Annotated in this window: 23 protein-coding genes; 11 read left to right on the top strand and 12 right to left on the bottom strand. The window is 75.2% G+C overall.

Going from position 1 to position 23,142, the window contains the following annotated elements; all coding sequences use genetic code 11:
• Positions 1-3 precede the first annotated feature (3 nt).
• A complete protein-coding gene (locus tag JOF36_RS05860) occupies positions 4-201 on the bottom strand; it encodes a hypothetical protein (protein WP_210025397.1) in 198 nt (65 codons plus the stop codon).
• A gap of 110 nt (positions 202-311) precedes the next feature.
• Between JOF36_RS05860 and JOF36_RS05855 the strand changes: the two genes are divergently transcribed.
• From JOF36_RS05855 to mftM, 3 genes are all read left to right on the top strand, one after another.
• Positions 312-1,583 (top strand): sensor histidine kinase, encoded by a 1,272-nt coding sequence (locus JOF36_RS05855; protein ID WP_210025396.1) that lies wholly within the window; start codon positions 312-314, stop codon positions 1,581-1,583.
• Complete coding sequence (locus JOF36_RS05850) at positions 1,580-2,212, top strand: response regulator (protein ID WP_210025395.1); 633 nt, start codon at positions 1,580-1,582, stop codon at positions 2,210-2,212. The genes JOF36_RS05855 and JOF36_RS05850 overlap by 4 nt, the downstream gene beginning before the upstream one ends.
• 129 nt (positions 2,213-2,341) lie before the next feature.
• Positions 2,342-3,052 carry a mycofactocin oligosaccharide methyltransferase MftM gene (gene mftM / locus JOF36_RS40000; RefSeq protein WP_210025394.1) on the top strand — a complete coding sequence of 237 codons (711 nt, stop codon included), beginning with the start codon at positions 2,342-2,344 and terminating at the stop codon, positions 3,050-3,052.
• 21 nt (positions 3,053-3,073) lie between these two features.
• Here mftM and JOF36_RS05840 read toward each other — a convergent pair whose 3' ends face one another.
• Both JOF36_RS05840 and JOF36_RS05835 read right to left on the bottom strand, forming a co-directional pair.
• The gene (locus tag JOF36_RS05840) at positions 3,074-4,192 is read right to left on the bottom strand and encodes a DUF418 domain-containing protein (protein WP_307862231.1); all 1,119 of its coding nucleotides are present in this window, start codon (positions 4,190-4,192) and stop codon (positions 3,074-3,076) included.
• Positions 4,193-4,206: 14 nt separating this feature from the next.
• On the bottom strand, positions 4,207-4,812 hold the full coding sequence (locus JOF36_RS05835; RefSeq protein WP_210025392.1) for a hypothetical protein: 606 nt from the start codon (positions 4,810-4,812) through the stop codon (positions 4,207-4,209).
• A gap of 110 nt (positions 4,813-4,922) precedes the next feature.
• Between JOF36_RS05835 and JOF36_RS40740 the strand changes: the two genes are divergently transcribed.
• From JOF36_RS40740 to JOF36_RS05820, 3 genes are all read left to right on the top strand, one after another.
• Complete coding sequence (locus tag JOF36_RS40740; protein WP_210025391.1) at positions 4,923-6,164, top strand: sensor histidine kinase; 1,242 nt, start codon at positions 4,923-4,925, stop codon at positions 6,162-6,164.
• A 59-nt stretch (positions 6,165-6,223) separates the two neighbouring features.
• Positions 6,224-7,252, top strand: a complete 1,029-nt coding sequence (locus JOF36_RS05825) for an ABC transporter substrate-binding protein (protein WP_210025390.1) — start codon at positions 6,224-6,226, stop codon at positions 7,250-7,252.
• Between the two features lie 63 nt (positions 7,253-7,315).
• Positions 7,316-7,957, top strand: a complete 642-nt coding sequence (locus JOF36_RS05820; protein ID WP_307862230.1) for a response regulator — start codon at positions 7,316-7,318, stop codon at positions 7,955-7,957.
• Positions 7,958-7,988: 31 nt separating this feature from the next.
• Here JOF36_RS05820 and JOF36_RS05815 read toward each other — a convergent pair whose 3' ends face one another.
• The 4 genes from JOF36_RS05815 to thiD all read right to left on the bottom strand — a co-directional run bounded on the left by JOF36_RS05815 (position 7,989) and on the right by thiD (position 12,555).
• Complete coding sequence (locus JOF36_RS05815) at positions 7,989-8,807, bottom strand: FAD binding domain-containing protein (RefSeq protein WP_210025388.1); 819 nt, start codon at positions 8,805-8,807, stop codon at positions 7,989-7,991.
• Positions 8,804-9,352, bottom strand: coding sequence for a (2Fe-2S)-binding protein (locus tag JOF36_RS05810; protein WP_210025387.1), 549 nt, complete (start codon positions 9,350-9,352; stop codon positions 8,804-8,806). Before JOF36_RS05810 ends, JOF36_RS05815 begins: the two co-directional genes overlap by 4 nt.
• Positions 9,349-11,619, bottom strand: a complete 2,271-nt coding sequence (locus JOF36_RS05805) for a xanthine dehydrogenase family protein molybdopterin-binding subunit (protein WP_210025386.1) — start codon at positions 11,617-11,619, stop codon at positions 9,349-9,351. The genes JOF36_RS05810 and JOF36_RS05805 overlap by 4 nt, the downstream gene beginning before the upstream one ends.
• 75 nt (positions 11,620-11,694) lie before the next feature.
• Positions 11,695-12,555 carry a bifunctional hydroxymethylpyrimidine kinase/phosphomethylpyrimidine kinase gene (gene thiD / locus JOF36_RS05800; protein WP_210025385.1) on the bottom strand — a complete coding sequence of 287 codons (861 nt, stop codon included), beginning with the start codon at positions 12,553-12,555 and terminating at the stop codon, positions 11,695-11,697.
• Positions 12,556-12,722: 167 nt separating this feature from the next.
• On the opposite strand from thiD, the gene JOF36_RS05795 reads away from it, so the two are divergent.
• On the top strand, positions 12,723-13,187 hold the full coding sequence (locus JOF36_RS05795; protein ID WP_281071096.1) for a nitroreductase family deazaflavin-dependent oxidoreductase: 465 nt from the start codon (positions 12,723-12,725) through the stop codon (positions 13,185-13,187).
• 53 nt (positions 13,188-13,240) lie between these two features.
• Here JOF36_RS05795 and JOF36_RS05790 read toward each other — a convergent pair whose 3' ends face one another.
• Together JOF36_RS05790 and JOF36_RS05785 are read right to left on the bottom strand one after the other, a co-directional pair.
• Positions 13,241-15,373, bottom strand: a complete 2,133-nt coding sequence (locus tag JOF36_RS05790) for an ABC transporter permease (RefSeq protein WP_210025384.1) — start codon at positions 15,371-15,373, stop codon at positions 13,241-13,243.
• Positions 15,370-16,173, bottom strand: coding sequence for an ABC transporter ATP-binding protein (locus tag JOF36_RS05785; protein WP_210025383.1), 804 nt, complete (start codon positions 16,171-16,173; stop codon positions 15,370-15,372). Before JOF36_RS05785 ends, JOF36_RS05790 begins: the two co-directional genes overlap by 4 nt.
• 231 nt (positions 16,174-16,404) lie before the next feature.
• Here JOF36_RS05785 and JOF36_RS05780 point away from each other — a divergent pair, with 231 nt between their 5' ends.
• Together JOF36_RS05780 and JOF36_RS05775 are read left to right on the top strand one after the other, a co-directional pair.
• Positions 16,405-17,619, top strand: a complete 1,215-nt coding sequence (locus JOF36_RS05780) for a sensor histidine kinase (protein ID WP_210025382.1) — start codon at positions 16,405-16,407, stop codon at positions 17,617-17,619.
• Positions 17,616-18,257 (top strand): response regulator, encoded by a 642-nt coding sequence (locus JOF36_RS05775; RefSeq protein ID WP_210025381.1) that lies wholly within the window; start codon positions 17,616-17,618, stop codon positions 18,255-18,257. Before JOF36_RS05780 ends, JOF36_RS05775 begins: the two co-directional genes overlap by 4 nt.
• Before the next feature lie 100 nt (positions 18,258-18,357).
• Here JOF36_RS05775 and JOF36_RS05770 read toward each other — a convergent pair whose 3' ends face one another.
• Both JOF36_RS05770 and JOF36_RS05765 read right to left on the bottom strand, forming a co-directional pair.
• Positions 18,358-18,621 (bottom strand): hypothetical protein, encoded by a 264-nt coding sequence (locus tag JOF36_RS05770; protein ID WP_210025380.1) that lies wholly within the window; start codon positions 18,619-18,621, stop codon positions 18,358-18,360.
• Positions 18,622-18,761: 140 nt separating this feature from the next.
• Positions 18,762-19,343: a peptide deformylase gene (locus JOF36_RS05765; protein ID WP_210025379.1), complete on the bottom strand. Its 582-nt coding sequence runs from the start codon at positions 19,341-19,343 to the stop codon at positions 18,762-18,764.
• Positions 19,344-19,469: 126 nt separating this feature from the next.
• On the opposite strand from JOF36_RS05765, the gene JOF36_RS05760 reads away from it, so the two are divergent.
• Together JOF36_RS05760 and JOF36_RS05755 are read left to right on the top strand one after the other, a co-directional pair.
• Positions 19,470-19,787 (top strand): DUF3263 domain-containing protein, encoded by a 318-nt coding sequence (locus JOF36_RS05760; RefSeq protein ID WP_210025378.1) that lies wholly within the window; start codon positions 19,470-19,472, stop codon positions 19,785-19,787.
• A 48-nt stretch (positions 19,788-19,835) separates the two neighbouring features.
• Positions 19,836-20,597, top strand: a complete 762-nt coding sequence (locus JOF36_RS05755) for a LytR C-terminal domain-containing protein (protein WP_210025377.1) — start codon at positions 19,836-19,838, stop codon at positions 20,595-20,597.
• A 132-nt stretch (positions 20,598-20,729) separates the two neighbouring features.
• On the opposite strand, the gene JOF36_RS05750 is transcribed toward JOF36_RS05755, so the two are convergent.
• Positions 20,730-22,964, bottom strand: a complete 2,235-nt coding sequence (locus JOF36_RS05750; RefSeq protein WP_210025376.1) for an AAA family ATPase — start codon at positions 22,962-22,964, stop codon at positions 20,730-20,732.
• Positions 22,965-23,142 lie beyond the last annotated feature (178 nt).

The following is a 23,142-nucleotide window of genomic DNA, read 5'->3' as shown; positions in this document are numbered from 1 at the left end:
GGGTCAGGGCCGGGGCTCCCTGCTCCGTCCCGCCCCGGTCAGGCCGAGCACGGCCCACATCACACCCACGAGCACGCCCCCGACCAGCGCGACGACCGTCAGCCACTCGCTGCCGAGGACCGCGAGCAACGCGACCACGAGCCCGAACACCATGGACACGACGACGGCGACGGTCGGGGCGGAGCGTGCGTTCTGCTGCATGCCCGGATCCTCGCCGCACCGCCCGCACCCGCGGCACCAGCGACCGTCCGGTCCCGGCCTCCACCGATCGGTGGAGCCGGCCGGCCCACCGGCCGGAGGATCATGCGCACATGAACGGGTCCGACCCCCACGTGTGGGAACGTCTCGAACCGGCCTGGCACGCCGCGTTCGCCCTGTTCGTGCTGGTGACCGCCGCCCTGGTGGTCACCGGCACGGACGCCCCGACGCTGCCGGGGCTCGCGCTGCTCACCGTGATCGGCGTGGCGCACGCCCTGCTGGCACCGCCGGCGATGCGTGCCGCCCCGTCCCGGCTGGGCGCGGCGTACCTGGCGGCCACGGTCCCCGCCACGGTGGCGCTGTTCGCGCTGACCCCGGTCGGCTCGGTCATGCTGTTCGTGCTGTTCCCGATGGTGTGGCGGTTGCTCGGGACCCGCGCGGCGGTGGTCGTCACCATCGGCCTCGTCGCCGCGGTGACGGTGATCGGGACGGTGCTCTCCGGAGCCGCCCCCGGGCCCGGCTACCTGGCGCTCTACGGCGGGGCGGCCCTGTCCGCCGTCCTGCTCGGACTGTGGATCACCTCGATCGCGGCGCAGAGCGACCGGCGTGCCGCGTTGCTCGCCGAGCTGGAACGGACCCGCTCCGAGCTCGCCGCCGCGCACCGGGCGGCGGGGGCGCTGGCCGAGCGGGAACGGATGGCGCGCGACATCCACGACACCCTGGCCCAGGGGTTCTCCGGCATCACCCTGCTGGTCCGCGCGGCCGCCGGGGAGATCGACCGGGACCCGGCGGCGGCCCGGTGGCACCTGGACCTGGCCGAGCGGACGGCCCGGGAGAACCTGGCCGAGACCCGGGCGCTGGTGCGCGCCGCACCGCCCGCACCGCCGGCAGGTGACCCGCTGCCGGTGGCACTGTCCCGGTCGGTCGCCCGGTGCGGCGAGGCGATGGGGGTCGGCGCGACCCTCGACACCGCCGGCTGGGACGCGCCCGCACCGGGCCGGTGTCCCCCGGAGCGGGAGCTCGCGGTACTGCGGATCGCCCAGGAGGCGCTGGCCAACGTGCGGCGGCACTCCGCGGCGTCGGAGGTCGCGGTCACGCTGCGCCGGGCCGACGGCGGCACCCGGCTGGAGGTCCGCGACGACGGCTGCGGCTTCGACCCGGCCGCCGACCGGGCCGGACGGTTCGGGGTGAACGGGATGCACGGGCGTGCCACCGAGCTCGGCGGCACGCTCGCCGTGCTCAGCGCCCCCGGCGCCGGCTGCCGGGTGATCGCCTGGATCCCCGATGCCTGCCCGGCCGATCCCCCCGGGCTCGCCCCGGAAGCCCTCGCCCCGGAAGCGCCCGCCCCGGAGGAGACTGCCCGGACCGCCGGGGACCGCCCGTGAGCGGGCCGGTGGTGCTCCTCGTCGACGACCACCCGATCGTCCGTGAAGGGCTGCGCAGCGTGCTGTCCGCCGCCGGTGTCGTGGTGGCAGGCGAGGCGGGCGACGCCGAGGCCGCGGTGCGCCTCGCCCGGGAGCTCCGGCCCGACGTCGTCCTGATGGATCTGCGGCTCCCCGGGCGCTCCGGGCTGGAGGCCACCGCCGACATCGTGGCGGCCGGGTCGGCCCGGGTACTGGTCCTGACGACCTTCGACACCGACGCCGACGTCCTGCGCGCGATCGAGGCGGGCGCAGTCGGGTACCTGCTCAAGGACACCCCGTCCGACCAGCTGGTGGCCGGGGTGCGCGCCGCGGCCGCCGGGGCGACGGTGCTCGGGCCGGAGGCCGCCGACCGGCTGGCCCGCGCCGTCCGGGCCCCGCGCCCACCCGCGCTGACCGCACGGGAGGAACAGGTGCTGCGCGGGGTGGCGCGCGGGGCGTCCAACCCGCAGATCGCCCGGGAGCTCGCCATCGGCGAGGCGACCGTGAAGAGCCACCTGATCCGGGTCTTCGAGAAGCTGCACGTCGAGGACCGGACGGCCGCGGTCGTCGCCGCGCTGCGGCTGGGCCTGCTCCAGCTACCCGATCCCTGAGGCCCGCCTGACCCGTGGGACGCGATGCCTGACCCGTGGGACGTGGAGCCTGACCCGTGGGACGTGGTGCGCGGCGGGCCGCGGAGCCTACCGTCGGGTGCTCGTCCCCCACGCAGTCCAGGAGCGCCCGTGATCGGAACCGACCGGCTCAGCAACGACCTCGCCGGCTGGCTGGACCGCACCCTCGTCCGGCCCGGGCTGCTGCCGCCGGAGCGGTTCGAGGAGGCGTTCGTCGCCTGCGTCGCGAGCGCGGCGAAGGACCCCGGGGCCCCGGACGACGCCTGGCTGGCGTTCTACCGCAACACCCTCGACGCGCTGGCCGGCGAGCCGGAGCCCGGCGGCACGAACGCCGAGATGGCGCCGGTGCACGCCCGCGCCCGGGAGCTCGTGGTCGGCGGGGGCGTGCTGGAGCTGGGCTGCTGCTTCGGGTTCCTGTCCCTGCAGCTGGCGCGGGACGGGCACCGGGTCACCGCCACCGACGTGACCGGCGGCACCGTCGACCTGCTGACCCGGATGGCGCCGCAGCTCGGTGCCGACGTCGAGACCCACGTCGCGGACGCCCGCGCCGTCGCCCTGCCCGACGGCTGCGCCGACACCGTGTTCGCCGTGCACCTCATCGAGCACCTCCCCGAGGCCGAGGGCGAGGAGGTGGTCGCCCAGATGCTGCGGCTGGCGCGGCGGCGGGTGGTCGTCGCGGTCCCGTTCGAGGACGAGCCGAACCCGGCGTGGGGGCACGTGCGCGTGTTCGACACCGGGGTCCTGCGGCGGATCGGTGAGCGCACGGGACATCGGTTCGAGGTGTCCGAGCACCACGGCGGCTGGCTCGTGATCGACCGCTGACGGTGCGGACGCAGGTGCGCACTACGTACGCACCGGTTCGGGGGCGCGGCGGGCGAGCAGCCGCTGGGTGACCATCTCGACCGGCCCGCGGTCGTGCCGGCGCAGCCAGCCGGACGCCGCGAGGGCCGACAGCACCATGACACCGATCCACACCCCGACGACGGCGACCGTGCGCACCGGTGGCGCGAGGCCGGCGAACGCCTCGGCCAGCCCGAACCCCCAGGGGTGGAACAGCACCGCCGCGACGACGTTCTGCCCGACGTAGCAGGTCAACGCGGTCCGGCCGATCGCGGTGAAGCCGCGCCGCACCGGCCCGGCGGTCCCGCGCATCCGCAGCAGCACTGCCGGGACCAGCGCCAGCAACCCGAGGGCGACCACCGGCGCCACCAGGTAGCGCTCGACGAGGATCCAGTCCGGCCCGCCGAGCACCGTCATCGCGTTCAGCACGACACCGGCCGCGCCGACGGCCATGAGGTTGCGCCGCAGCCGGGCGCCGCCCTCGTCCAGCACCCCGGCACGCAGCAGGGCCGAGCCGACCAGGAACAGCATCACGGCCGACGGCACGATCAGCACGAGCTCGGCCCGGTACAGGCCCGCCTCGGCGAGCCGGACCCACCACTGCCCGGTCCAGGTCGGCGGGTACGGCGGTAGCGCCCCGGCATCCCCCGCGCCCCCGGCGACGGTGAGCGCGCCGACGACCAGGACCACGAACCCGCCCGCGACCGCCCCGGCCGCGATCCGCATGCCGCGCGAACGCCCGACCAGCCACGCCACCAGCACCGACGCGATCGCGTACCCCATCAGCACGTCGAACTCGAACACCAGCACGTAGTGCAGCAGTCCCTCGGTGAACAGGATCGCGGCCCGCGCCAGGTAGCGCGCCGGCCGCGCCATCCCGCGCCGCACCGCGGAGCGGTACTGCAGCTCCATCCCGATCCCGAACAGCAGCGTGAGCAGGGCGAGGAACTTCCCGTTCGCCGCCGAGCGCAGCACGGTGTCCACCCACCAGCCGTCGGTGAACCCGGCGAGGACCGCGGCCGGCCCGCGGGGATCGGCGAACACCCAGACGTTCGCCGCGAACGTGCCGGCGATCGCGATGCCGCGCAGGACGTCCGGTGCACTCAGCCGGCGCTCGGACACGGGTGGGCTCCCGGTCAGCATCGCTGCTCGCTACGCACGCTCCGCTCGTCCGAGCCCGGGAACACCGTGGCCCACAGCGGGCCGACGGCGAACCAGATCCCGGCGACCACCGACAGCGTGACCAGCCAGGACCACATCGGGTCGGCCGGCCACTGCGCGAGAGCCGGGAACGACCGCCCGCCGACCACCGTGAGCAGCGCCAGCACGGCCGCCGCGATCCCCCACGCGACGGCGACCTTGCCGAACTCGCGCCACTCGTAGCGTGTGCGCGCCGGACCGCCGCGCGGCGGCTTCACCGGCCGCGGACCACCCGCGAACCGGTGCGCGAACCGGGCGTCCGCCCACCGCACCATCGAGTGTCCGAACGCGATGGTGAGTCCCAGGTAGACGGCGGCGAGGCCGTGCACCCGGGACGGTTCGCCACCGGCGGCCAGGTCCGCGGTCGAGGCGACGATCAACACGACGTCCATCAGCGGCACGCCCAGCAACAGCGCGGCGCCGAGCCGCGCCCGGCGCAGCAGGTACCGCGCGGCCAGCCCGGCCGCCAGGAACACCCAGAACCCGATCTCGGATGCGCCGATCAGCCACAACAGTGGGTCGGCGAGCAGTGAATCCCCCATGCCGGCAGAGCCTGCCCGGGCGCGGGACGCCGGTCGTCCGGCACACGACCGATCCCGTCGTACCTCCTTCGTCGGACGCAGCGCCACCGCCGTCGTGCTGGGATGGGCCGGTGATCTCCTTCCTGGCCAACCGCGACGAGGGGTCGCCGTGGCGGGACGCGGGTGTGGCCATGGCCTGGTTCGCGCTCGGGCTGCTGCTGCTCTGGGGGCTGCCCGAGCTGCGGATCACCTGGTGGGGCTCGCCGGATGCGCCGGCGACCGTGACCTCGGTACTCGTGCTGGCCGTCGGCTGCGCCGCCGTCGTCCTCCGGCGGATACTCGCCCCGGTCGGGCTGCTGATCGGGACCGTCACGCTGCTCGCCGGGCCGTTCTGGCTCGGCCGGACCGACCTCGGCACGCTCGTGGTGTTCACCGACCTGCTCTACTGCGCGATGGTGTACCCCTCGCGGCGCGCCGCCCGGGCCATCGCCGCCACGTTCGCGCTGGCCATCGCCGGGGTCGCACTGCTCTCCCTCGTCATGGAGGGTTCCCGCCTCGCCGCGCTGAGCCTGCTCAACCTGGTGCTGGTCATCGGGGTCCCGCTGCTGTGGGGCACCGAGGTGCGCCGGCACCGCGACCTCGCGATCGCCGAGCGGGCCCGCGCCGAGGAGGCCGCCCGCGCGGCGGCCCGGGACCGCGACGCCGCCATCGCGGCCGAGCGCGCCCGGATGGCCCGCGACCTGCACGACGTGGTCGCGGGCCGGCTGTCGGCGATCGCGTTGCAGTCCGAGGCGGCCCTGCAGCCCGGTGCCGACCCGGAGATGGTGCGCCGGGTGCTCGGCACGGTCCGCGCGTCGGGGGTGGCGGCGCTCGGCGAGATGCGCACGATGATCGGGCTGCTGCGCGACGGCGACGCGGTGGACCCGCCGACGGCACCCGCCCGGTTGTCCGAACTGGACGAACTGGTCGACGACGCCCGTCGGGCCGGGCTCACCGTGCGGCTGGACGACGAGCGCGCGCCCGCCGCCGAGGCGCCGGCGGCGGTGGAGCTGACCGGCTACCGGATCGTCCAGGAGTCGCTGACCAACGCGATCAAGCACGCACCGGGAGCGGCGGTCCGGGTCGGGCTGGCGACCGACGGTCCGGGCGGCCCGCTGCGGATCACCGTCCGCAACGACGCCGCGACCCGGCCGCTCGGCCAGGCACCGGGCGCGCGGGCCGGGACCGGGCTGGCCGGGCTGGCCGAACGGGCCGCCGCGGTCGGGGGATCGATCACCGCCGGCCCCGACGGCGACGGCTGGACGGTCCGCGCGGAACTCCCGTTCGACGGGTCGCTCCACGAGACGGCCGGAGGGGATGATCACAGTCGTTGAAGAACAGCTGAGGCTTAGCTAACTTCTGGGCGTCCCAGTCACGTATCCCGGAGGTTCCCGTGTCGCTGACCGTCGATCGGCGCACCCTGTTGCGCGCCGCCGGAGGCCTCGGGCTCGCCGCCCTGCTGGCGGGTTGCGCGGGCGAGGACGGCGGCGGCACCGCTTCGAACCCGGACGCCCGCACGATCGCCCACAAGTTCGGCAGCACCGAGATCTCCGGTACCCCCGCCCGGGTCGTCACCATCGGTCTCACCGACCAGGACTACGCGATCGCGCTCGGCACCGTGCCGGTCGGTGTCCGGGAGTGGTTCGGGAACCAGCCCGGCGCCCTGTGGCCGTGGGCCCGGGAGCAGGCCGGCGGCACGGTCCCCGAGGTGCTGCCGGTGGCGGAGCTCGACTTCGAGCAGATCGCGCGGCTGGCGCCGGACGTCGTGCTGGGGCCCAGCGGCGGCATTACCCAGGCCGACTACGACCAGCTGTCCCGGATCGCCCCGACCGTCGCGCAGCCTGCCGAGTTCGCCGACTACGGCGCGCCCTGGCAGAAGATCATGGAGATGACCGGGGTCGCGCTCGGCCGGCCGGAGCGCGCCGCGCAGCTGACCCGCGAGATCGAGGACCGGTTCGCCGCCACCCGGGCCGAGCACCCCGAGTTCGCCGGGCGGACCGCGCTGCTGGCCACCGTGCTGGAGGACGGCTCCTACTACGCCTACGCCGAGGGCCCCGCCCCGCGCTTCCTGATCGACCTGGGCTTCGTGCTCCCGCCGGCCACCGAGGCGATCTTCACCGGCCCGGAGCGTGCCCCCCAGGTGATCAGCCGCGAACGTCTCGACCTGCTGGACGCCGACGTGCTGCTGGTCGGGCTGTACGGCGCGCAGGCTCAGCAGCGCTTCGCCACCGACCCGGTCGTGCAGAACCTGCGAGCCACCCGCGAGGGCCGCGCCGTCCTGATGCCGGAGCTGAGCACGCTGAACGGGACGCTGTCGTTCGGTTCGGTGCTGAGCCTGCCGAAGGCGCTCGACGAGGCCGTGCCCCGGATCGTCGCCGCGTTCGACGGCGACCCGGCGACCCCGGTTCCGGCCGCGAGCTGACCCCGCGGCGCCTGCATCCTTCGAGGGACGCGGGTGCCGTGGCCACGTGCTGGGATGTGCGGTGTGGAACGTGTGCGGGTGGTGGTCGCCGACGACCAGGAGGCGGTACGGACCGGGCTGGTGCTCATCCTCGGCTCGGTTCCGGACATCGAGGTGGTCGCCGAGGCCCGGGACGGGCTCGCCGCCGTGCGTGCGGCCACCGAGCACCGCCCGGACGTCGTGCTGATGGACATCCGGATGCCCGGGATCGACGGCATCGAGGCGACCCGCCGGATCCTCGCCGAGGGATCGGCGCAGGTCCTGGTGCTGACGACGTTCGACCTGGACGAGCTGGTCGACGGTGCGCTCGCGGCGGGCGCCGGCGGGTTCCTGCTGAAGTCGGTCGACGCGACGCGGCTGCAGGACGGGGTGCGTGCGGTCGCCCGGGGCGAGGGCGTGCTCGCCCCCGAGGTGACCCGCCGGGTGATCTCCCGCTACGCCGGGGCGCCCCGGCCGTCGTCGGTGCCCGGGCTGGACCAGCTCACCGCGCGGGAGCGCGACGTGCTCGCCGGGCTGGGCCGCGGGCTGTCCAACGCGGACCTGTCGAGCGAGCTGGTGATCTCCGAGGCGACGACGAAGACGCACGTCTCGCGGGTACTCGCGAAGCTCGGCCTGCGCTCACGCACCCAGGCCGCGATCGCCGCCCAGGAGGCCGGGCTCGTGTGAGCCCGGCCCCCGGGTCAGCGGCCACTCGGGGTCAGCGGTCGCCGCGGGCCGTCTCGAGGGCGCGGCGGGTGATGACCTGCACCAGGTGGGTGCGGTAGGCCGGGGTGCCCTGCGAGTCGGACGGCGGCTCGGTGCCCTCGGCGGCCAGGGCGGCCGCCTCGGCGATCGAGCGCCCGTCCCTGAGCGCCTGCTCGGTGGCGCTCGCCCGCAGCGAGGTGGACCCCATGTTGACCAGGCCGATCCGGTCGCCGGACACCGCGACCGCGACGATCGCCCAGTCGTTGGAGCGCCGGGTGAACTTCTCGTAGGCCCAGCCCTGGTCGCCGCAGCGCGGGATGCGGATCTCGACGACCAGCTCGTCCGGCTCCCGGACGGTGGTGAACACCCCGGTGAAGAACTCGCCGATCGGGACGTTCCGGCGACCGCGCGGCCCCTGCAGGACGATCGTGCCGTCCAGCGCGAGCACCGCGGCGGGCAGGTCCGCGGCCGGGTCGGCGTGCGCGAGGGTGCCACCGAGCGTGCCGCGGGCCCGGATCTGCGGGTCGCCGACCGTGCGGGCGACGGCGGGCAGCAGCGGGACCTCGGCCGCGAGCACGTCGGAGCTCACGAGATCGCGGTGCTTGGTGCCGGCGCCGATGGCGACCTCGTCGCCGTCGATCCGGATGTAGTCCAGCTCCGGCAGCCGGCCGATGTCGATCACGAACTCGGGCGCGCCGAGGCGGACCTTCATGACCGGGATCAGCGAGTGCCCGCCGGCCAGGACGCTGGCGTCCTCGCCCTTCTCGGCGAGCAGCGCGATGGCTGCGTCCAGGGTGTCCGGGCGGGCGTAGTCGAACGCGAGGGGGATCATGCTCCGGCCTCCCCACGGGAGAAGGCGGGCGCGGTGCGCAGCGCGTCGGACTCGGACTCGGCCTTCTGCTCGGCGTCCGGGTCCTTGCCCGCCGCGACGAGCACCGCACGCACGATGTTGTGGTAGCCGGTGCAGCGGCAGAGGTTGCCCTCCAGGCCCTCGCGGACCTTCCGCTCGTCCAGGTCGTCGTCGTGGCTGATCAGCGACACCGCCGACATGACCATGCCCGGGGTGCAGAACCCGCACTGCAGGCCGTGCTCGGCGTGGAACGCGGCGGTGACGGGGTGCTCCGGGCGGCCGTCGGCCGCCCCGTCGAGGCCCTCCATCGTGGTGACCGACTGCTGGTCGGCCTGCACCGACAGCACGGTGCAGGACTTCACGGCCTCGCCGTCGAGCAGCACGGTGCACGCGCCGCAGGACGTGGTGTCGCAGCCGATGTTGGTGGCCTTCAGCCCCACGGTGTCGCGCACGTAGTGCGCGAGCAGCTGGCGGGGCTCGACGTCGGCGGTGGTCGCCTCGCCGTTGACGGTGATCTCTACCTTCACTTGCTTCCCTCCGAAGCGGAGTGGATGGCCTCCCAGACCCGCAGCGGGGTCAGGGGCATGTCGATGTGCTTGACACCCAGGTGGGACAGGGCGTCGATGACCGCGCTCTGGGTGGCGGGGGTGGAGCCGATCGTCCCGGCCTCGCCGATGCCCTTGTAGCCCATCGGGTTCACCGGGGACGGGGTGGTCATCTCGATCAGGTCGAAGCTCGGGAGCTCGGCCGCCGACGGGATGCCGTAGTCGGCGAAGGTGCCGGTGAGCGGCTGGCCCTCCTCGTCGTACAGCACCTCCTCCAGCAGCGCCTGCGCGATGCCCTGGGCGATGCCGCCGTGCCGCTGCCCGTCGCAGAGCAGCGGGTTCAGGATCGGGCCCGCGTCGTCGACCGCGACGATCCGCTCGACGGTGACCTTGCCGGACTCGGTGTCGACCTCGACGACGCACACGTGCGAGCCGAACGGGAAGGTCGGCTTCTCGCCGTCCCAGGTGGTGTCGACCTTGAGCTGCTCGGTCGCGGCCAGCTCGGCGAGGGTCACCGACTTCGCGCCGGGGACGCCCTTGACCGTGATCGCGGCGTTCGCCGGGTCGAGCTCCAGGTCGTCGACCGACGCCTCGAGCAGGTCCGCGGCGCGCTGCTTGGCCAGGTCGATCAGCTCGCCCGAGGCCTGGTGCACCGCGATACCACCGGTCTGCAGGCTCCGTGAACCCATCGTCCCGCCCCCGCGCGGCACGAGATCGGTGTCGCCGTGCTTGACGGTGATCTTCTCCATCGGCACGCCGAGCTGCTCGGAGGCGAGCATCGCCCACGCCGTGGCGTGGCCCTGCCCGTGCGGCGAGGTACCGGTCAGCACGGTCACCGAGCCGTCGGCGTGCACCTCGACCGAGGCGTCCTCGGCGTACGCGCCGCCGCCGGTGATCTCCACGTAGGACGAGACGCCGATGCCGAGCTGGCGGGCGTCGCCGCGCTCGCGGCGTGCCTTCTGCTCGGCGCGCAGGCCCTCGTAGCCGGACTCGGCCAGTGCCTTGTCGATCGCCTTGGCGAACTCACCGGAGTCGTACTCGACGCCGCCCTTGGTCTGGAACGGGAACTTCTCCGGGGCGACGACGTTGAGCTTGCGCACCTCGGCCGGGTCCTTCCCGATCTCGGCGGCGAACAGGTCCATCGCGCGCTCGATCGCGGCGGTCGCCTCGGGGCGGCCTGCGCCGCGGTAGGCGGCGACCGAGGTGGTGTTGGTGACGACGGTGCGCGCCCGGGACTCGACGTTCTCGATGTCGTAGGTGCCCGGCGCCATCATCCGGGTGAACATCGGCAGGAACGTGCCCAGGCGCGGGTAGGCGCCCAGATCCTGCACGACGTCGAGCCGGTAGTGGGTGACCCGGCCCTCGCGGGTGCCGCCGATCGTGACGGTCTGGCGCTGGGCCCGGCCCTGCACCATCCCGGTCATGTTCTCCGAGCGGGACTCGTTCCAGCGGACCGGACGGCCCTGCTGCCGCGCCAGCCAGGCGACCAGCGCGAACTCCGGGTCCGAGCCGATCTTGGCGCCGAAGCCGCCACCGACGTCCGGCAGGATCACCCGGACCTTCTCCTTGTCCATCCCCAGCCAGCCGGCGATCTCGTCGCGGCCGCCCTGGGCGTTCTGGTTGGACAGGTAGATCGTGACCCGGTCGCCCTCCCAGAACGCGCTCGCGGCGCGGGTCTCCAGCGGCGCCGCGGCGAGGCGCTGGTTCACCAGGTCCTGGGTGACGACGACCTCGCAGCCGGCGAACCAGTCCGGGTCCTGCTCCTCCTCGTACCCGTAGACGGCGGCGGTGTTGGTGCCGGCCTCGGGGAACAGCAGGGTCTCGTCGCGCGCGGCGACCAGCGGGTCGATCACCACGGGCAGCGGCTCGTACTCGACGTCGACCAGCTCGGCGGCGTCCTCACCCTGGTAGAACTCGTCGGTCAGGACCGCGGCCACCGGCTCGCCGACGAAGCGGACCCGGTCGGTGGCCAGGAACCGGCGGGTCATCGCCCTGTTCGCGCCGGGGAACAGCAGCGCCGGCGCGATGTCGAGGTCGGCACCGGTGACCACCGCGACGACGCCGGGCGACTCCAGTGCCGCCGACGCGTCGACGGAGGTGATCTCGGCGTGGGCCAGTGGAGAGCGGACGAGCGTCAGATGCAACGCCCCGGTCAGCCGCTCGTCGGTCAGGTCGTCGGTGTAGGTCGCGCCGCGCGTGAGGAAGACCGGATCCTCGGTGCGGACGACGCGGGTACCCAAGATGCTCATCGAGCGCGAGCGTATACGCGGGCCCCGACAGCTGCGAGGCCCGCAACCCGCACCGAACCGCAGGTCAGGGGACCCTTACTCGGATACCGGCTCGTCCCACCACGCCCGGAGCGCCCAGAGGGGTGAGACCGGGCCGTGCCCGGCACCCAGCGGGTAGGAGTGCCGGACCGCCTCGACGATGTAGCGTTTGCCGAACCGGACGGCCTCCTCCACCGGCATCCCGCGGGCCAGGCCGGACGCGATCGCCGCGGCGAGCGAGTCCCCGCCGCCGTGGGTGTGGCCGGTGTCGAAGCGCGGTCCGGGCAGCTCGACGAAGGTCTCGCCGTCGTAGAGCAGGTCCAGGCAGCCGTCGGAGTCCTCGGCGAGGTGCCCGCCCTTGACCAGCACGGCGCGCGGCCCCAGCGCGTGCAGCGCCTTCGCCGCCGCGTACTGACCCTCCCGGTCGTGGACGTCGTGCTCGACCAGCAGCCGGATCTCGTCCAGGTTCGGGGTGGCGACGGTCGCCCGGGGGAACAGGGTGTGCCGGTAGGCGTCGAGGGCCTCGGCCGCGAGCAGCGGGTCGCCGTGCATGGACGCCGCGACCGGGTCGACGACGAGCGGCGTCGCGTGGTCCGCACCGATGCCGTGCGCGTCGAACGCCGCCGCGACCGCCTCGATGATCCCGGCGTTCGCGAGCATCCCCGTCTTCGCGGCCTGCAGTCCGATGTCGGACGCGACGGTCCCGATCTGGCCGGCGATCGTGTCGACCGGGATCGTGTGGACGCCGGTGACACCGACCGAGTTCTGCACGGTCACCGCACAGACGGCGAGGCACCCGTGCACCCCGCAGGCGGCGAAGGTACGCAGGTCGGCGGCGATCCCGGCACCGCCGCCCGAGTCGGTTCCGGCAATGGTCATGACCCGCGGCGGAGTGGTGCCGACGGTGGGTTCGGGCATGGGGGCGTGTCCTCCCTGGCCGGCATTACCCGGCCGGTTCCGCGGTCGGCGGCGCCGGCCCCCGGATGTCCCGGGAGGTCCCAGCCGCCCTCTCAGCCCGCTCGCCCCGCGAGCTCCCGCGTCCTGCGTGTCCGCCGACCGTAACCCGAACCGGATACTCGAGCGGAATGACCACCGGAGATCTGGAGTTGAGCACCGACATGACGACGAACGCCGAGCTGAGCCCGACCGACTGGGTACGCGAGCAGACCGAGAAGATCCTCGAGGCCGGGACGACCGAGGGCGTGACGGTGCTGGATCGCCCGATCGTCCTGGTCACCACGACCGGCGCGAAGTCCGGCAAGCAGCGCTACGTGCCGGTGATGCGGGTCGAGCACGACGGCTCCTACGCGATGATCGCCTCCAAGGGCGGCACCCCGGACCACCCGGCCTGGTACCACAACGTCAAGGCGAATCCCGAGGTCACCGTGCAGGACGGCACGCGGACCGGGACCTACGTCGCGCGCGAGATCGCCGGCGACGAGCGTCGGGAGTGGTGGGAGCGCTCGGTCGCCGCCTTCCCGCCCTACGCCGACTACCAGGAGAAGACCTCCCGGCTCATCCCGGTCTTCCTCCTGGAGCCGAAGGACTGACCTGTTCCCTCCTCGCGCGCCCGACCCCTCGTGCGGGCGCGCGAGGAGGCGGCTCAGGCGACGACGCCGTGCGCAAGCTCGATCCGCCCGGCCCGCCGCATCGGTCCCACCGAGGAGACCACCGCCACGGCGACGACACCCGCGGCGACCCCCGCGAGCTGCCCCACCGGCAGCCCGGTCACCGACCCGATGCCGGTCGCCTGCAGCGCGAGCACGCCGTAGACCCCACCCAGGACCACACCGAGCACGGCCGCGACCGCACCGGCCAGCGCCGCCTCGGCCGCCACCGCACGCCGCGCGCCGGCCCGGGACAGCCCCACCGTGCGCAGCAGGGCGATCTCGCGGGTGCGCTCGCTCACCGACAGCGCCAGCGTCACCCCGACCCCCACGACGGCGACGAACAGGGTCACCCCGACCAGCCCCAGGCCGATCCCCCGGACGGTGCCGACCGCGGACTCGGTCTGCTCCCGCAGTTCCGCGGTGAACGTGACCGACGCGTCGCCCGCCTCGCGCACCACGACGGTACGCACCGCGACCGGGTCGGCGCCCGGGACCGGATCGACGAGCACGGTGCCGCGCTCCGCCCGCGCGGTCAGCTCCGGGGCGGCGTCGAGCCGGGCCGCCAGGGCCGGGACGTCCTGCTCGCCGGGGCCGGGGAACACCACGATGTCGGCGGGGTAGTTCCGCTCGATCGACGCGCGGGCGTCGGCCGATGCCCCGGCCACGCCCACCAGCAGTGCCGCCGTCAGCCCCACCCCGAGCGACAGCACCGTCGTCATGGCCGCGGTCCGCCGCGACATCCGCCGCGCGTTCGCCACCGCGATCCGTCCCGGCGCCCGGCGCGCGACGGCCGGGGCGACCAGCGCCGCGGCCCCGGACACCACGAACGGGCCGGTGACCACGAGCGCGGCGAACACGAGCATCCCGGACAGCGCGGCCGCCGCCGTCCCCAGCAGCGGCTCGCCCGCGTCGATCCCGGCCGCCGCGGTGACCACGGCCAGGACGAGTGCGGCCCCCGCGAGCGGCAGCCGCACCCAGGCCCGCGGTGCACGCGCGCCGGTCGCGTCCGCGGCGCCCAGCGCCACCACCGGCGGGGTCCGCCCGGCGGCGCGCGCCGGGGCGAGCGCGGCCAGCACGGTCACGACGACGGCGAGCAGCACGCACCCCGCGAGCCGCCCCCACGGCACCGAGAGTGCCGGGACGTCCGCACCGGCGGCGCCCGCCGCAGCGAGCGCGGCCCACCCGCCGGCGACGGCGACGAGGGCGCCGGCGAGGCCGGCGACGAGACCGGTGAGCGCCGCCTCGGCGAGCACCGAGCGCGTCACCTGCCCGCGGCTCGCGCCGACGCAGCGCAGCAGCGCCAGCTCGCGGGCGCGGCGCGCCAGCACGATCCGGAACGTCGAGGCGACCACCACGGCGGCCGCGACCAGGGCCAGCGCGACGAACACCGACAAGCCCGCCAGCAGCGCGTTCGCCGACGCCGACGCCGACGCGAGATCCGCGGCCCGCTGCTCGTCGGCGGTCCGGACCTGCGTGACACCCGGGGTCGCCGTGAGCGCGGCCGGATCCGGGCTGCCGGCGACGGCGATCCGGGTGCCGTACAACCCGGCGGCGGCCGGGTCACCGTCGGGCACGACCAGCAGGTCGCCGTACTCGGACCGGGCCGGTACCACCCCGGCGACGGTCAGCGTGCGATCGCCGATGCCGACGGTGTCCCCGGGGCCGAGTCCGGTCCGCTCCGCGGTGCCCGCCCCGAGCAGCGCCTCGCCCGGATCCGCCGGGAGACTGCCCGCCGTCACCGGCGCCAGGTCGTGCAGCGGTCCGGTCATCGGGTCGGTGGTCAGCATCCAGCTGCCGCTCGCACCGCCCGCCACGACCGGCACGGGCCCCGAGCGGGACGCCGACACCGCACTCACCCCGGGCACGGCGCCCAGCCGGTCCACGACGGCGGTGGTGGCGGCAGCGGCGGCGGTGGAGCCGCCGTGGCTGCCGCCGGCCTCGACGGCGAACGTCGCGCCGTCGGGCAGCGAGGACGCGCCGTCGGTGAGGTCCTCGCGCAGGGTCGCGGTCAGCAGCACCGCGCCGGCGGCGAACACCGTGGCCACCAGCACGGCGAGTCCGGTGAGCAGCAGCCGGCGCGGGCTGCGCCGGGCGCCGGCGACGGCGGCGCGGGTGGCCGGGTTCACCGGAGCACCGGCCCGGTGTCCGTGACGTCCGAGTGTGCGGCGTCCGGATGCGCGGGATCCCCGGCGCCGGTCAGCGCGCCCATCGCCGACAGCACCCGGTCGGGGGTGGGCGCGGTCAACCGGCCCGCGGCGACGCCGTCGCGCAGCATCAGTACCTGGTCGGAGACCGACGCGGCGCGCGGGTCGTGCGTGACCATGACGACCGTCTGGCCGTAGTCGTCGACGCAGCCGCGGAGCAGGCCGAGCAGCTCACCGCCGGACGCGGTGTCCAGCGACCCGGTCGGCTCGTCCGCGACCACGATCTCCGGCCGGCCGAGCAGCGCCCGGGCCACGGCCACCCGCTGCCGCTGCCCGCCGGAGAGCTCCGCCGGGAGGTGCCGCAGCCGGTTCCCGATCCCGAGCCGGTCGACGAGCTCGGCCCGCCACACCCGGTCCGGCCGGCGTCCGGCCAGCGACGCGGCGAGGTCGATGTTCTCGCCCGCGCTCAGGTGCGGCAGCAGGTTGCCGTCCTGGAACACGAACCCGATCCGGTCCCGGCGCACGGTGGTCAGCTCGGCGTCGGTCAGCGTGCCCAGGTCGGTGTCGCCGAGCACCACCTGGCCGGAGGTCGGCCGGTCCAGTCCGGCCAGGCAGTGCAGCAGCGTCGACTTGCCGGAACCCGACGGGCCCATCACGGCGGTGAACCGGCCGGCCGGGATCCACAGGGTGACCCCGTCCAGGGCGCGGACCGCCGAGCTCCCCGTGCCGTAGGCGCGCACCACGCCGACGGTCGCCGCGGCCACCGGAGCGCGCCCGGTCACCGGGACTCCACCCACTCCTGCAGCAGCGGCAGCACCGCGACGGTCAGCATCATCAGCAACAGCACGACACCGCCGACGACGGCGGCCCCGTTCACCAGGACATCGATCATGGTGTTGACGGTGCCGGTCCGAAGTGGTCCGGCGCCTCGGACCACGGGACGGTCTTCCCGTACGGGTGTCTCGTACTTCCGGCCGAGGCCGGTCGGCACGGGCGGGACCTACGGTGATCTCATGACCGGCCCGACCGTCGTCCTGTCCCGGGAACCGGCACCGCCGGGGAGCGGCCCCCCGGCCCGGTCCCGGACGTTGCTGTTCACCTGTGAGGCGTTCGCCTACCTGTTCTGGCTGCTGGTCGACGTGCTGGCCGGACCGGGACTGTCGGACGGCCGCGACCCCTGGTTCACCGGGCCGGTCGCGGGCGCGCTGGTCGCCGCGGTCGTGCTCACCCGGTACCGGGTCCCGGCCGGACACGCGATGATCGTCGCGGTCCCGCTGTCCGCGGCACTGTCGGTCGCGTCGGTCCTGCTCGGCGCGCCCGAGGTGTCGCTGACCGAGCTGTTCGCGCTGGCGGTGGTCACCGTGGCGACCGTCCGCGGTGCCTTCGGCGGGCTCGCGGTGGCCGCCGCCGCGGCGGCGTTCGTGCCGATCGTCGCGATGCCGGCGTTGCGGCTCTCCGACGTGGACCGGAACACCGCGATCGCGCTCGCGGGGCTGGGCTGGGCGAGCACCGTCGCCGTCGCGGCGGTGCTGCGCGAGATCCGGGTGCGGCGCGAGGCCCGGCTGGCCGAAGCCCGCTCGACCGAGCGGCTGGAGCTCGCCCGGGAGCTGCACGACGTCGTGGCGCACCACGTGACCGGCATCGTGGTGGCCGCGCAGGCCGCCGTCACCGTGGCCCGGACCCGGCCCGAGGAGGCCGGTCCGGCGCTGGAGTCGATCGAGCGGGCCGGTGCCGAGGCGCTGGCCGGGATGCGCCGGATGGTCGGGGTGCTGCGCGGTGGTGGTGGTGAGGGTGGCGAGGGCACCGGAGGCGGTCGCGCCGTCCAGCACGGACCGTCCGACGTGGATGGTCTGGTCGCCCGGTTCGATCCGGAGGGCGTCCGGGCGGTGCTGGAGCGCGACCCGGCGCTCGAGACGGCGGACCTGCCGCCGGGCGTCGGCGTCACCGTGCACCGGGTCGTGCAGGAGGCGCTCACCAACGTGCACCGGCACGCGCCCGACGCGACGTCGGTGCACGTCGGGCTGCACCTGCGGGACGGGAACCTCGAGGTGACCGTGCGCAACGAGGGCGGCGCCCACGACCGGCGACCGCTGGCCCGCGACCGGGGCGGGTTCGGGCTGGCGGGGATGGCGGAGCGGGTCGGTGCGCTCGGCGGGACGCTGCGGGTCGGCCCGGACGGCCCGGGCGCCTGGCTGGTGCTGGCCGAGCTCCCGGTGGCGGGCCGGTGAGCATCAGCGTGGTGCTGGCCGACGACCAGGAGATGGTCCGGACCGGCTTCCGGCTGATCCTGTCCGCGGAGGAGGGGATCGAGGTGCTCGGCGAGGCCGGCACCGGCGAGGAGGCGGTCGCGCGCTCCCGCGAGCTGCGCCCGGACGTGGTGTTGATGGACATCCGGATGCCGGGGATGGACGGCATCGAGGCCACCCGGACGCTGGCGGCGGGGCCGGCGCCGCCGCGGATCGTCGTGGTGACCACGTTCGACCTCGACGAGTACGTCTACGGCGCGCTGCGCTCCGGCGCCTGCGGGTTCCTGCTCAAGGACGCCGGCCCGCGGCTGCTGGTCGAGGCGGTGCGCGCGGCGGCCGCCGGGGACGCGATGGTGTCGCCGTCGGTCACGGTGCGGCTGCTGGAGCGGCTCACCGCACCCGAGCCGCCGCGCCCGGCGGCGCGCGAGGCGCTCTCGCCGCGGGAGCTGGAGGTGGTGCGTGCCGTCGCCCGCGGCCGGACCAACCAGGAGATCTCCGGGGACCTGTTCGTCTCACTGTCCACAGTGAAGACCCACATCGGGAACATCGGGTCCAAGCTGGACGCCCGGAACCGGGTGGAGATCGCGGCCTGGGCGTGGGAGAATCGGCTCGTCGACTGAGGGACCGGTCGATCCGGACCGAGCCTGGATCCGGACCGAGCCTGGATCCGGGCCGAGCCTGGCTTCGGGCTGAGCCTGGATTCGGGCTGAGCCGCACCCGTCACCGGGCCGCGTGCGCCCCGGAGAGCGGGTGGCGCTGCGGCGGGACGCGCAGGGCCGCGGCGGCGTCGCCGAGCGACTCCGGGAACGCGGTCGGCGCGGCCGACACCGGCACCTCGTGGCCGTCGGTGCCACCGGACCGGGCGGCACCGACGGCACGGTCGCGCTCGGACGCGCGGGCGTCCCACTGCTCGAGCAGCGGCTGCGCGGCCATGACCAGCAGCAGGGCCAGGACGGGGACGACGGCGAGGATCGTGAGCACCATGGCGTCCACGCTGCCCGCCGGGCCCGGTCCGCCACATCGGCCGCAGGGACCGTTCCCGGGACCGCCCACTCGTACCCGGGTATGAGTGGATCTTCAGCCCCGCGGTAGGTCGGCCCGCGTGACGTCGGCCCCGCGGTACGTCAGCCCCGCGGCACGTCCTCGGCCTCGGTGGACGACGGGTCCCACGAGTCGTCCGGGCCGCCCCAGCCGTTGCGCTTGAGGGTCTTCTTCGCCGCACGCTGGTTCCGGCCCATCAGCCGGTCGAGGTAGAGGTGGCCGTCGAGGTGGTCGGTCTCGTGCTGCAGGCAGCGGGCGAAGAACCCCTTGCCCTCGACGTCCACCGGTTCGCCGTCGAGGTCGGTGCCGGTGACCCGGGCCCACTCGGCGCGACCGGTCGCGAAGCTCTCGCCGGGGACCGAGAGGCAGCCCTCCTGGTCGTCGTCCTCGTCCGGCATGATCTCGGGCCGCTCGCTGGTCTCCAGCACCGGGTTGAGCACGTGCCCGCGGCGCATCGTGCGGGACTCCTCGTCCGGGCAGTCGAAGACGAACAGCCGCAGGTCGACGCCGACCTGGTTCGCCGCGAGGCCGACCCCGTTCGCGGCGGCCATGGTCTCGAACATGTCCTCGACGAGCGTCCGGAGCTCGGGATCCACCCGCTCGACGGGGCGGGTGGGGCGGTGCAGGACGGGATCCCCGACCATGCGGATGCGCAGAACCGTCACCCTCGAAGGGTACGTTTCGCTCCGTGAGGCGCGTCGCGCCCGGTTCCTGTCGGCCCTCTGTGGTTCAATCCGAACCGCGAATGACAGACGTGTCATTCCGAGTTCGTCGGCCGCTCGAGGAGCGTGATGGAGTCCGCTGGGTCCCTCTCGGAACGCCGTGGAGCGCACCGGCGCTCCACCACCCCCTCCTCGCACGAGCTCGACCGCCGGGAGCGCGAGATCCTCGCGTTCGAGGCCCAGTGGTGGAAGTACGCGGGCGCCAAGGAGCAGGCGATCCGCGAGCTGTTCGACATGTCCGCCACCCGCTACTACCAGGTGTTGAACGCGCTGGTCGACAAGCCCGAGGCGATGGCTTTCGACCCGCTGCTGGTCAAGCGCCTGCGCCGGCTGCGCTCCAGCCGGCAGCGCACCCGCGCCGCCCGCCGTCTCGGCCTCGAGCCCTGAGTCGGCGAGGCGGACGACACCCCTGAGCCGCATCCAACGGAGGTCACGATGACCGCACCCGCGTCCGGCGGACAGTCGCCGCTGAAGATCGCCGGCATCGCGCTGCTCGGCGTCGGTGTGGTCGCCGGTGTGGTCGGCCTCGTCGGCCTCGGCGGTGGCGACGAGAGCCCGCAGGCAGCACCGCCACCACCGGCGTCCTCGGCCCCGGCCGAACCGGCGCCCGGCGAGGACGGTGCCCCGCCGGCACCCGGCGCGGACGGCGCCGCACCCGCTCCGGGCCCGGACGGCGCGCAGCCCGGCGCCCCCGGTACGCCGGGTGCTCCCGGCACTCCGGGTGCCCCGGGGACCCCCGGCGCGCCCGGCACCCCTGGCGCGCCCGATGCGGGCGCCTCACCGTTCACCCCGGGTGCGCCCGGGACCCCGGGTTCCCCCGGTTACGACGGCGTCGGCCCGGCCGTCCCGCCGCCGCCCCCGCCCGCGGGATCCGGGCCGGTCGCGGCGGGCGAGGGCTCCAGCACGGCCGCCCGCCCGGCCGTCCGGATCTACAACAACTCGACGATCGGCGGGCTGGCCGAGAAGGCCGCCGGCCAGTTCCGGACCAACGGCTGGGACGTCTCCCAGGTGCAGAACTACTCCGCCGGCGTCGTCCCGACGACGACCGTCTACTACCGCGACGCCACCGGGGAGAAGGCCGCCGCGGAGGAGATCGGGAAGAAGTTCGGCATGCGTGTCGAGCCCCGCTTCGACGGCATCCAGGACGCGACGCCCGGCGTGATCGTGATCGTCACCAAGGACTTCTCGAAGGCCTGACCCGAGTTCCGCTCCCCGGCGCGCGGACGACCCCGGACGGACATCCTCCGTCCGGGGTCGTCGTGCGTCCGGGGTCGTCGTGCGTCCGGGGGCGTCGTGCGTCCGGGGGCGTCGTGCGTCCGGGGTGGACGTTCAGCCGCTGCGGCGCCGGGCGTAGGCCTCCAGGTCGGCCACCTGGGCCGGGTCCAGCGACGGCCGTACCGCCTGTCGCGCTGTCGCGACGTGGGCGGCCGTCACCTCCCCCGCCTCGAGCGACTCCCGCATCGCGGTCAGTGCGGCCTCCCGCAGCAGCGCCGCACAGTCGGCGGCCGAGTAACCGTCCAGTTCGGACCCGAGGGCGTCGAGGTCGACGTCGCCGGCCAGCGGGACGTCGCGGCCTGCCGCGCGCAGGATGTCCGCGCGGGCCTCGGCGTCCGGCGGCGGGACGAACACCAGCCGCTCCAGCCTGCCCGGCCGCAGCAGTGCCGGGTCGATCAGCTCCGGCCGGTTGGTGGCGCCGACCACGACGACCTCGCGCAGCGGCGTCGCGCCGTCCAGCTCGGTGAGCAGAGCGGCGACCACCCGGTCGGCGACGCCGGCGTCGGTCGAGCCGCCGCGGCGCGGGGCGAGCGCGTCCACCTCGTCCAGGAAGATCAGCGCGGGTGCGGCCTCGGCCGCCCGCCGGAACAGCTCGCGGACCGCGCGCTCGGACTCACCGACGTACTTGTCGAGCAGCTCGGCACCCTTCACCGCGAACACGTTGAGGTCGCCGGACCCGGCCAGTGCGCGCAGGAGGAAGGTCTTGCCGCCGCCCGGCGGGCCGTAGAGCAGCACGCCGCGCGGCGCCTCGACGCCGAGCCGGGCGAACGAGTCCGGGTGCCGCAACGGCCACAGCACGGCCTCGGTGAGTGCCCGCTTGACCTCGGCCATATCACCGACCTCGTCCAGGGTGAGGCCACCGTGGCTCAACGTCCCGCCACCGGAGAGCGAGATCGGGCGGACCGAACCGACGGCGTCGAGCAGGTCCTGCTGCCGGACCTCCTCGGTGCCGGACCCGCCGCGCAGCGCCGCCGTGATCGCCGCCTCCCGCCGGACGGCGGCCAGGTCGGCCACGACGAACCCGGGAGCCTTGGACGCGATCACCCCGAGGTCGACGTCGTCGGCCCGCGGGACGCCGGACAGCAGGCGTTCGAGCAGGGCACGGCGGGTCGCGGTGTCGGGCAGCGGGACCGTCAGCTCCCGGTCCACGAGGTCGGGGGCGCGCAGCCGCGGGTCGAGCGCCTCCGGCTCGGCGCTGGTGACGACCAGCGCGGGCCCGCCCGGCGCGGTGGCGCCGCGCAGCTCCTCGAGCACCAGGGTCGCCAGCGGCGGCGGGGTCGACGCCGGCAGCAGGGCGTCCGCGTCGTGTACCAGCAGGACGGCCGGGTCGTCCGGGGTGCAGCGGGCGTCGGCGATCGCGGCCCGGACCCGTTCGGCGGCGGCCGCGGGTTCGACGGCGGCGACGGCCGGGCCCACGAGCTCCACGCACCGCGCCCCGACGGCCGCGGCGGCGCTGCGCACCAGCGTCGCCTTGCCCGCCCCCTCGGGACCGGTGACCAGCACGCCGAGCCGGGCGCTCCCGCCGAGCCGGGTCAGCAGCTCCGGACGGCGGAACATCAGCTCCAGCCAGTCGACGAGCTTGCGCGCGACCGCCTCGTTGGCGACCAGGTCGTCGACGGCGGGCGGGGGCTCGGTCTCCGGGGTACTACCGGGCGCACCGGGGCCGGCAGGCGGACGCTGTCCCTCGACAGCCGGCGAGGTGAGCACGGTCCCGGTGTCGGCCCCGCCCTCCCAGCCGACGACCGTCGACGGGAGCACGACGACCGGCCCGCCGTCCGGGTCCGCGACGGCCACGGTCAGCAGCTCGGAGGTCCACGCCCCGCCGACCGCCGCGGCCAGCGTGCGCCGCACCGCGCCGACGTCCGCACCGGGGGGCGGCGCGATGTCCTGGGGCAGCAGCGACACGGCGTCCCCGCGCACCAGAACCTTCCCCATCAGTGCCTGCCGCAGCGTCGACGCACTGATCGCGGCGGTCGCCAGCCGGGAGCCGAGCAGCCGCACCTCACGGGCCCCGGAGACCGCCGCCGGCGCGACGACGACCGCCGCCCCGTCGGTGAGGCCCGCGTTGGACAGGGTCACGTCGTCGAGCCGGGCCTGGCCGTGCGGGATCGCGGCGTCACCGGCGAGAGCGAGCGCCGCCGTCACCCGGGATCCGGTGAGCGTCACCGCGTCCCAGGAGCGCAGGCCGAGCCCGGCGAGCACCTCGGGATGCAGCCGGATCACCCCGCGACGGGCGTCGGAGGCCGCAGGGGCCAGACGGGCGACCAGTGTCAGCGAGGGATCTCCCACGGCGCCACGTTATCCGGAGCCACCGCGGGCCCTCACGCGCGGACCTCGGGTCGGCGAGGGGCACACCAGAGCTGATCGATCAAGCTCCGGAGACACTGAGGTACCCCTCGCGCCCCGGGGCGGGCTCAGCGGCGGCGCCGGGGGCGGGCTCAGCGGAGGGTGGGCTCAGCGGGGGCCG

It is taken from the genome of Pseudonocardia parietis, assembly GCF_017876315.1.
In the GTDB taxonomy this organism is placed as follows: domain Bacteria; phylum Actinomycetota; class Actinomycetes; order Mycobacteriales; family Pseudonocardiaceae; genus Pseudonocardia; species Pseudonocardia parietis.
This window is presented reverse-complemented; position numbering and strand designations above follow the sequence as displayed.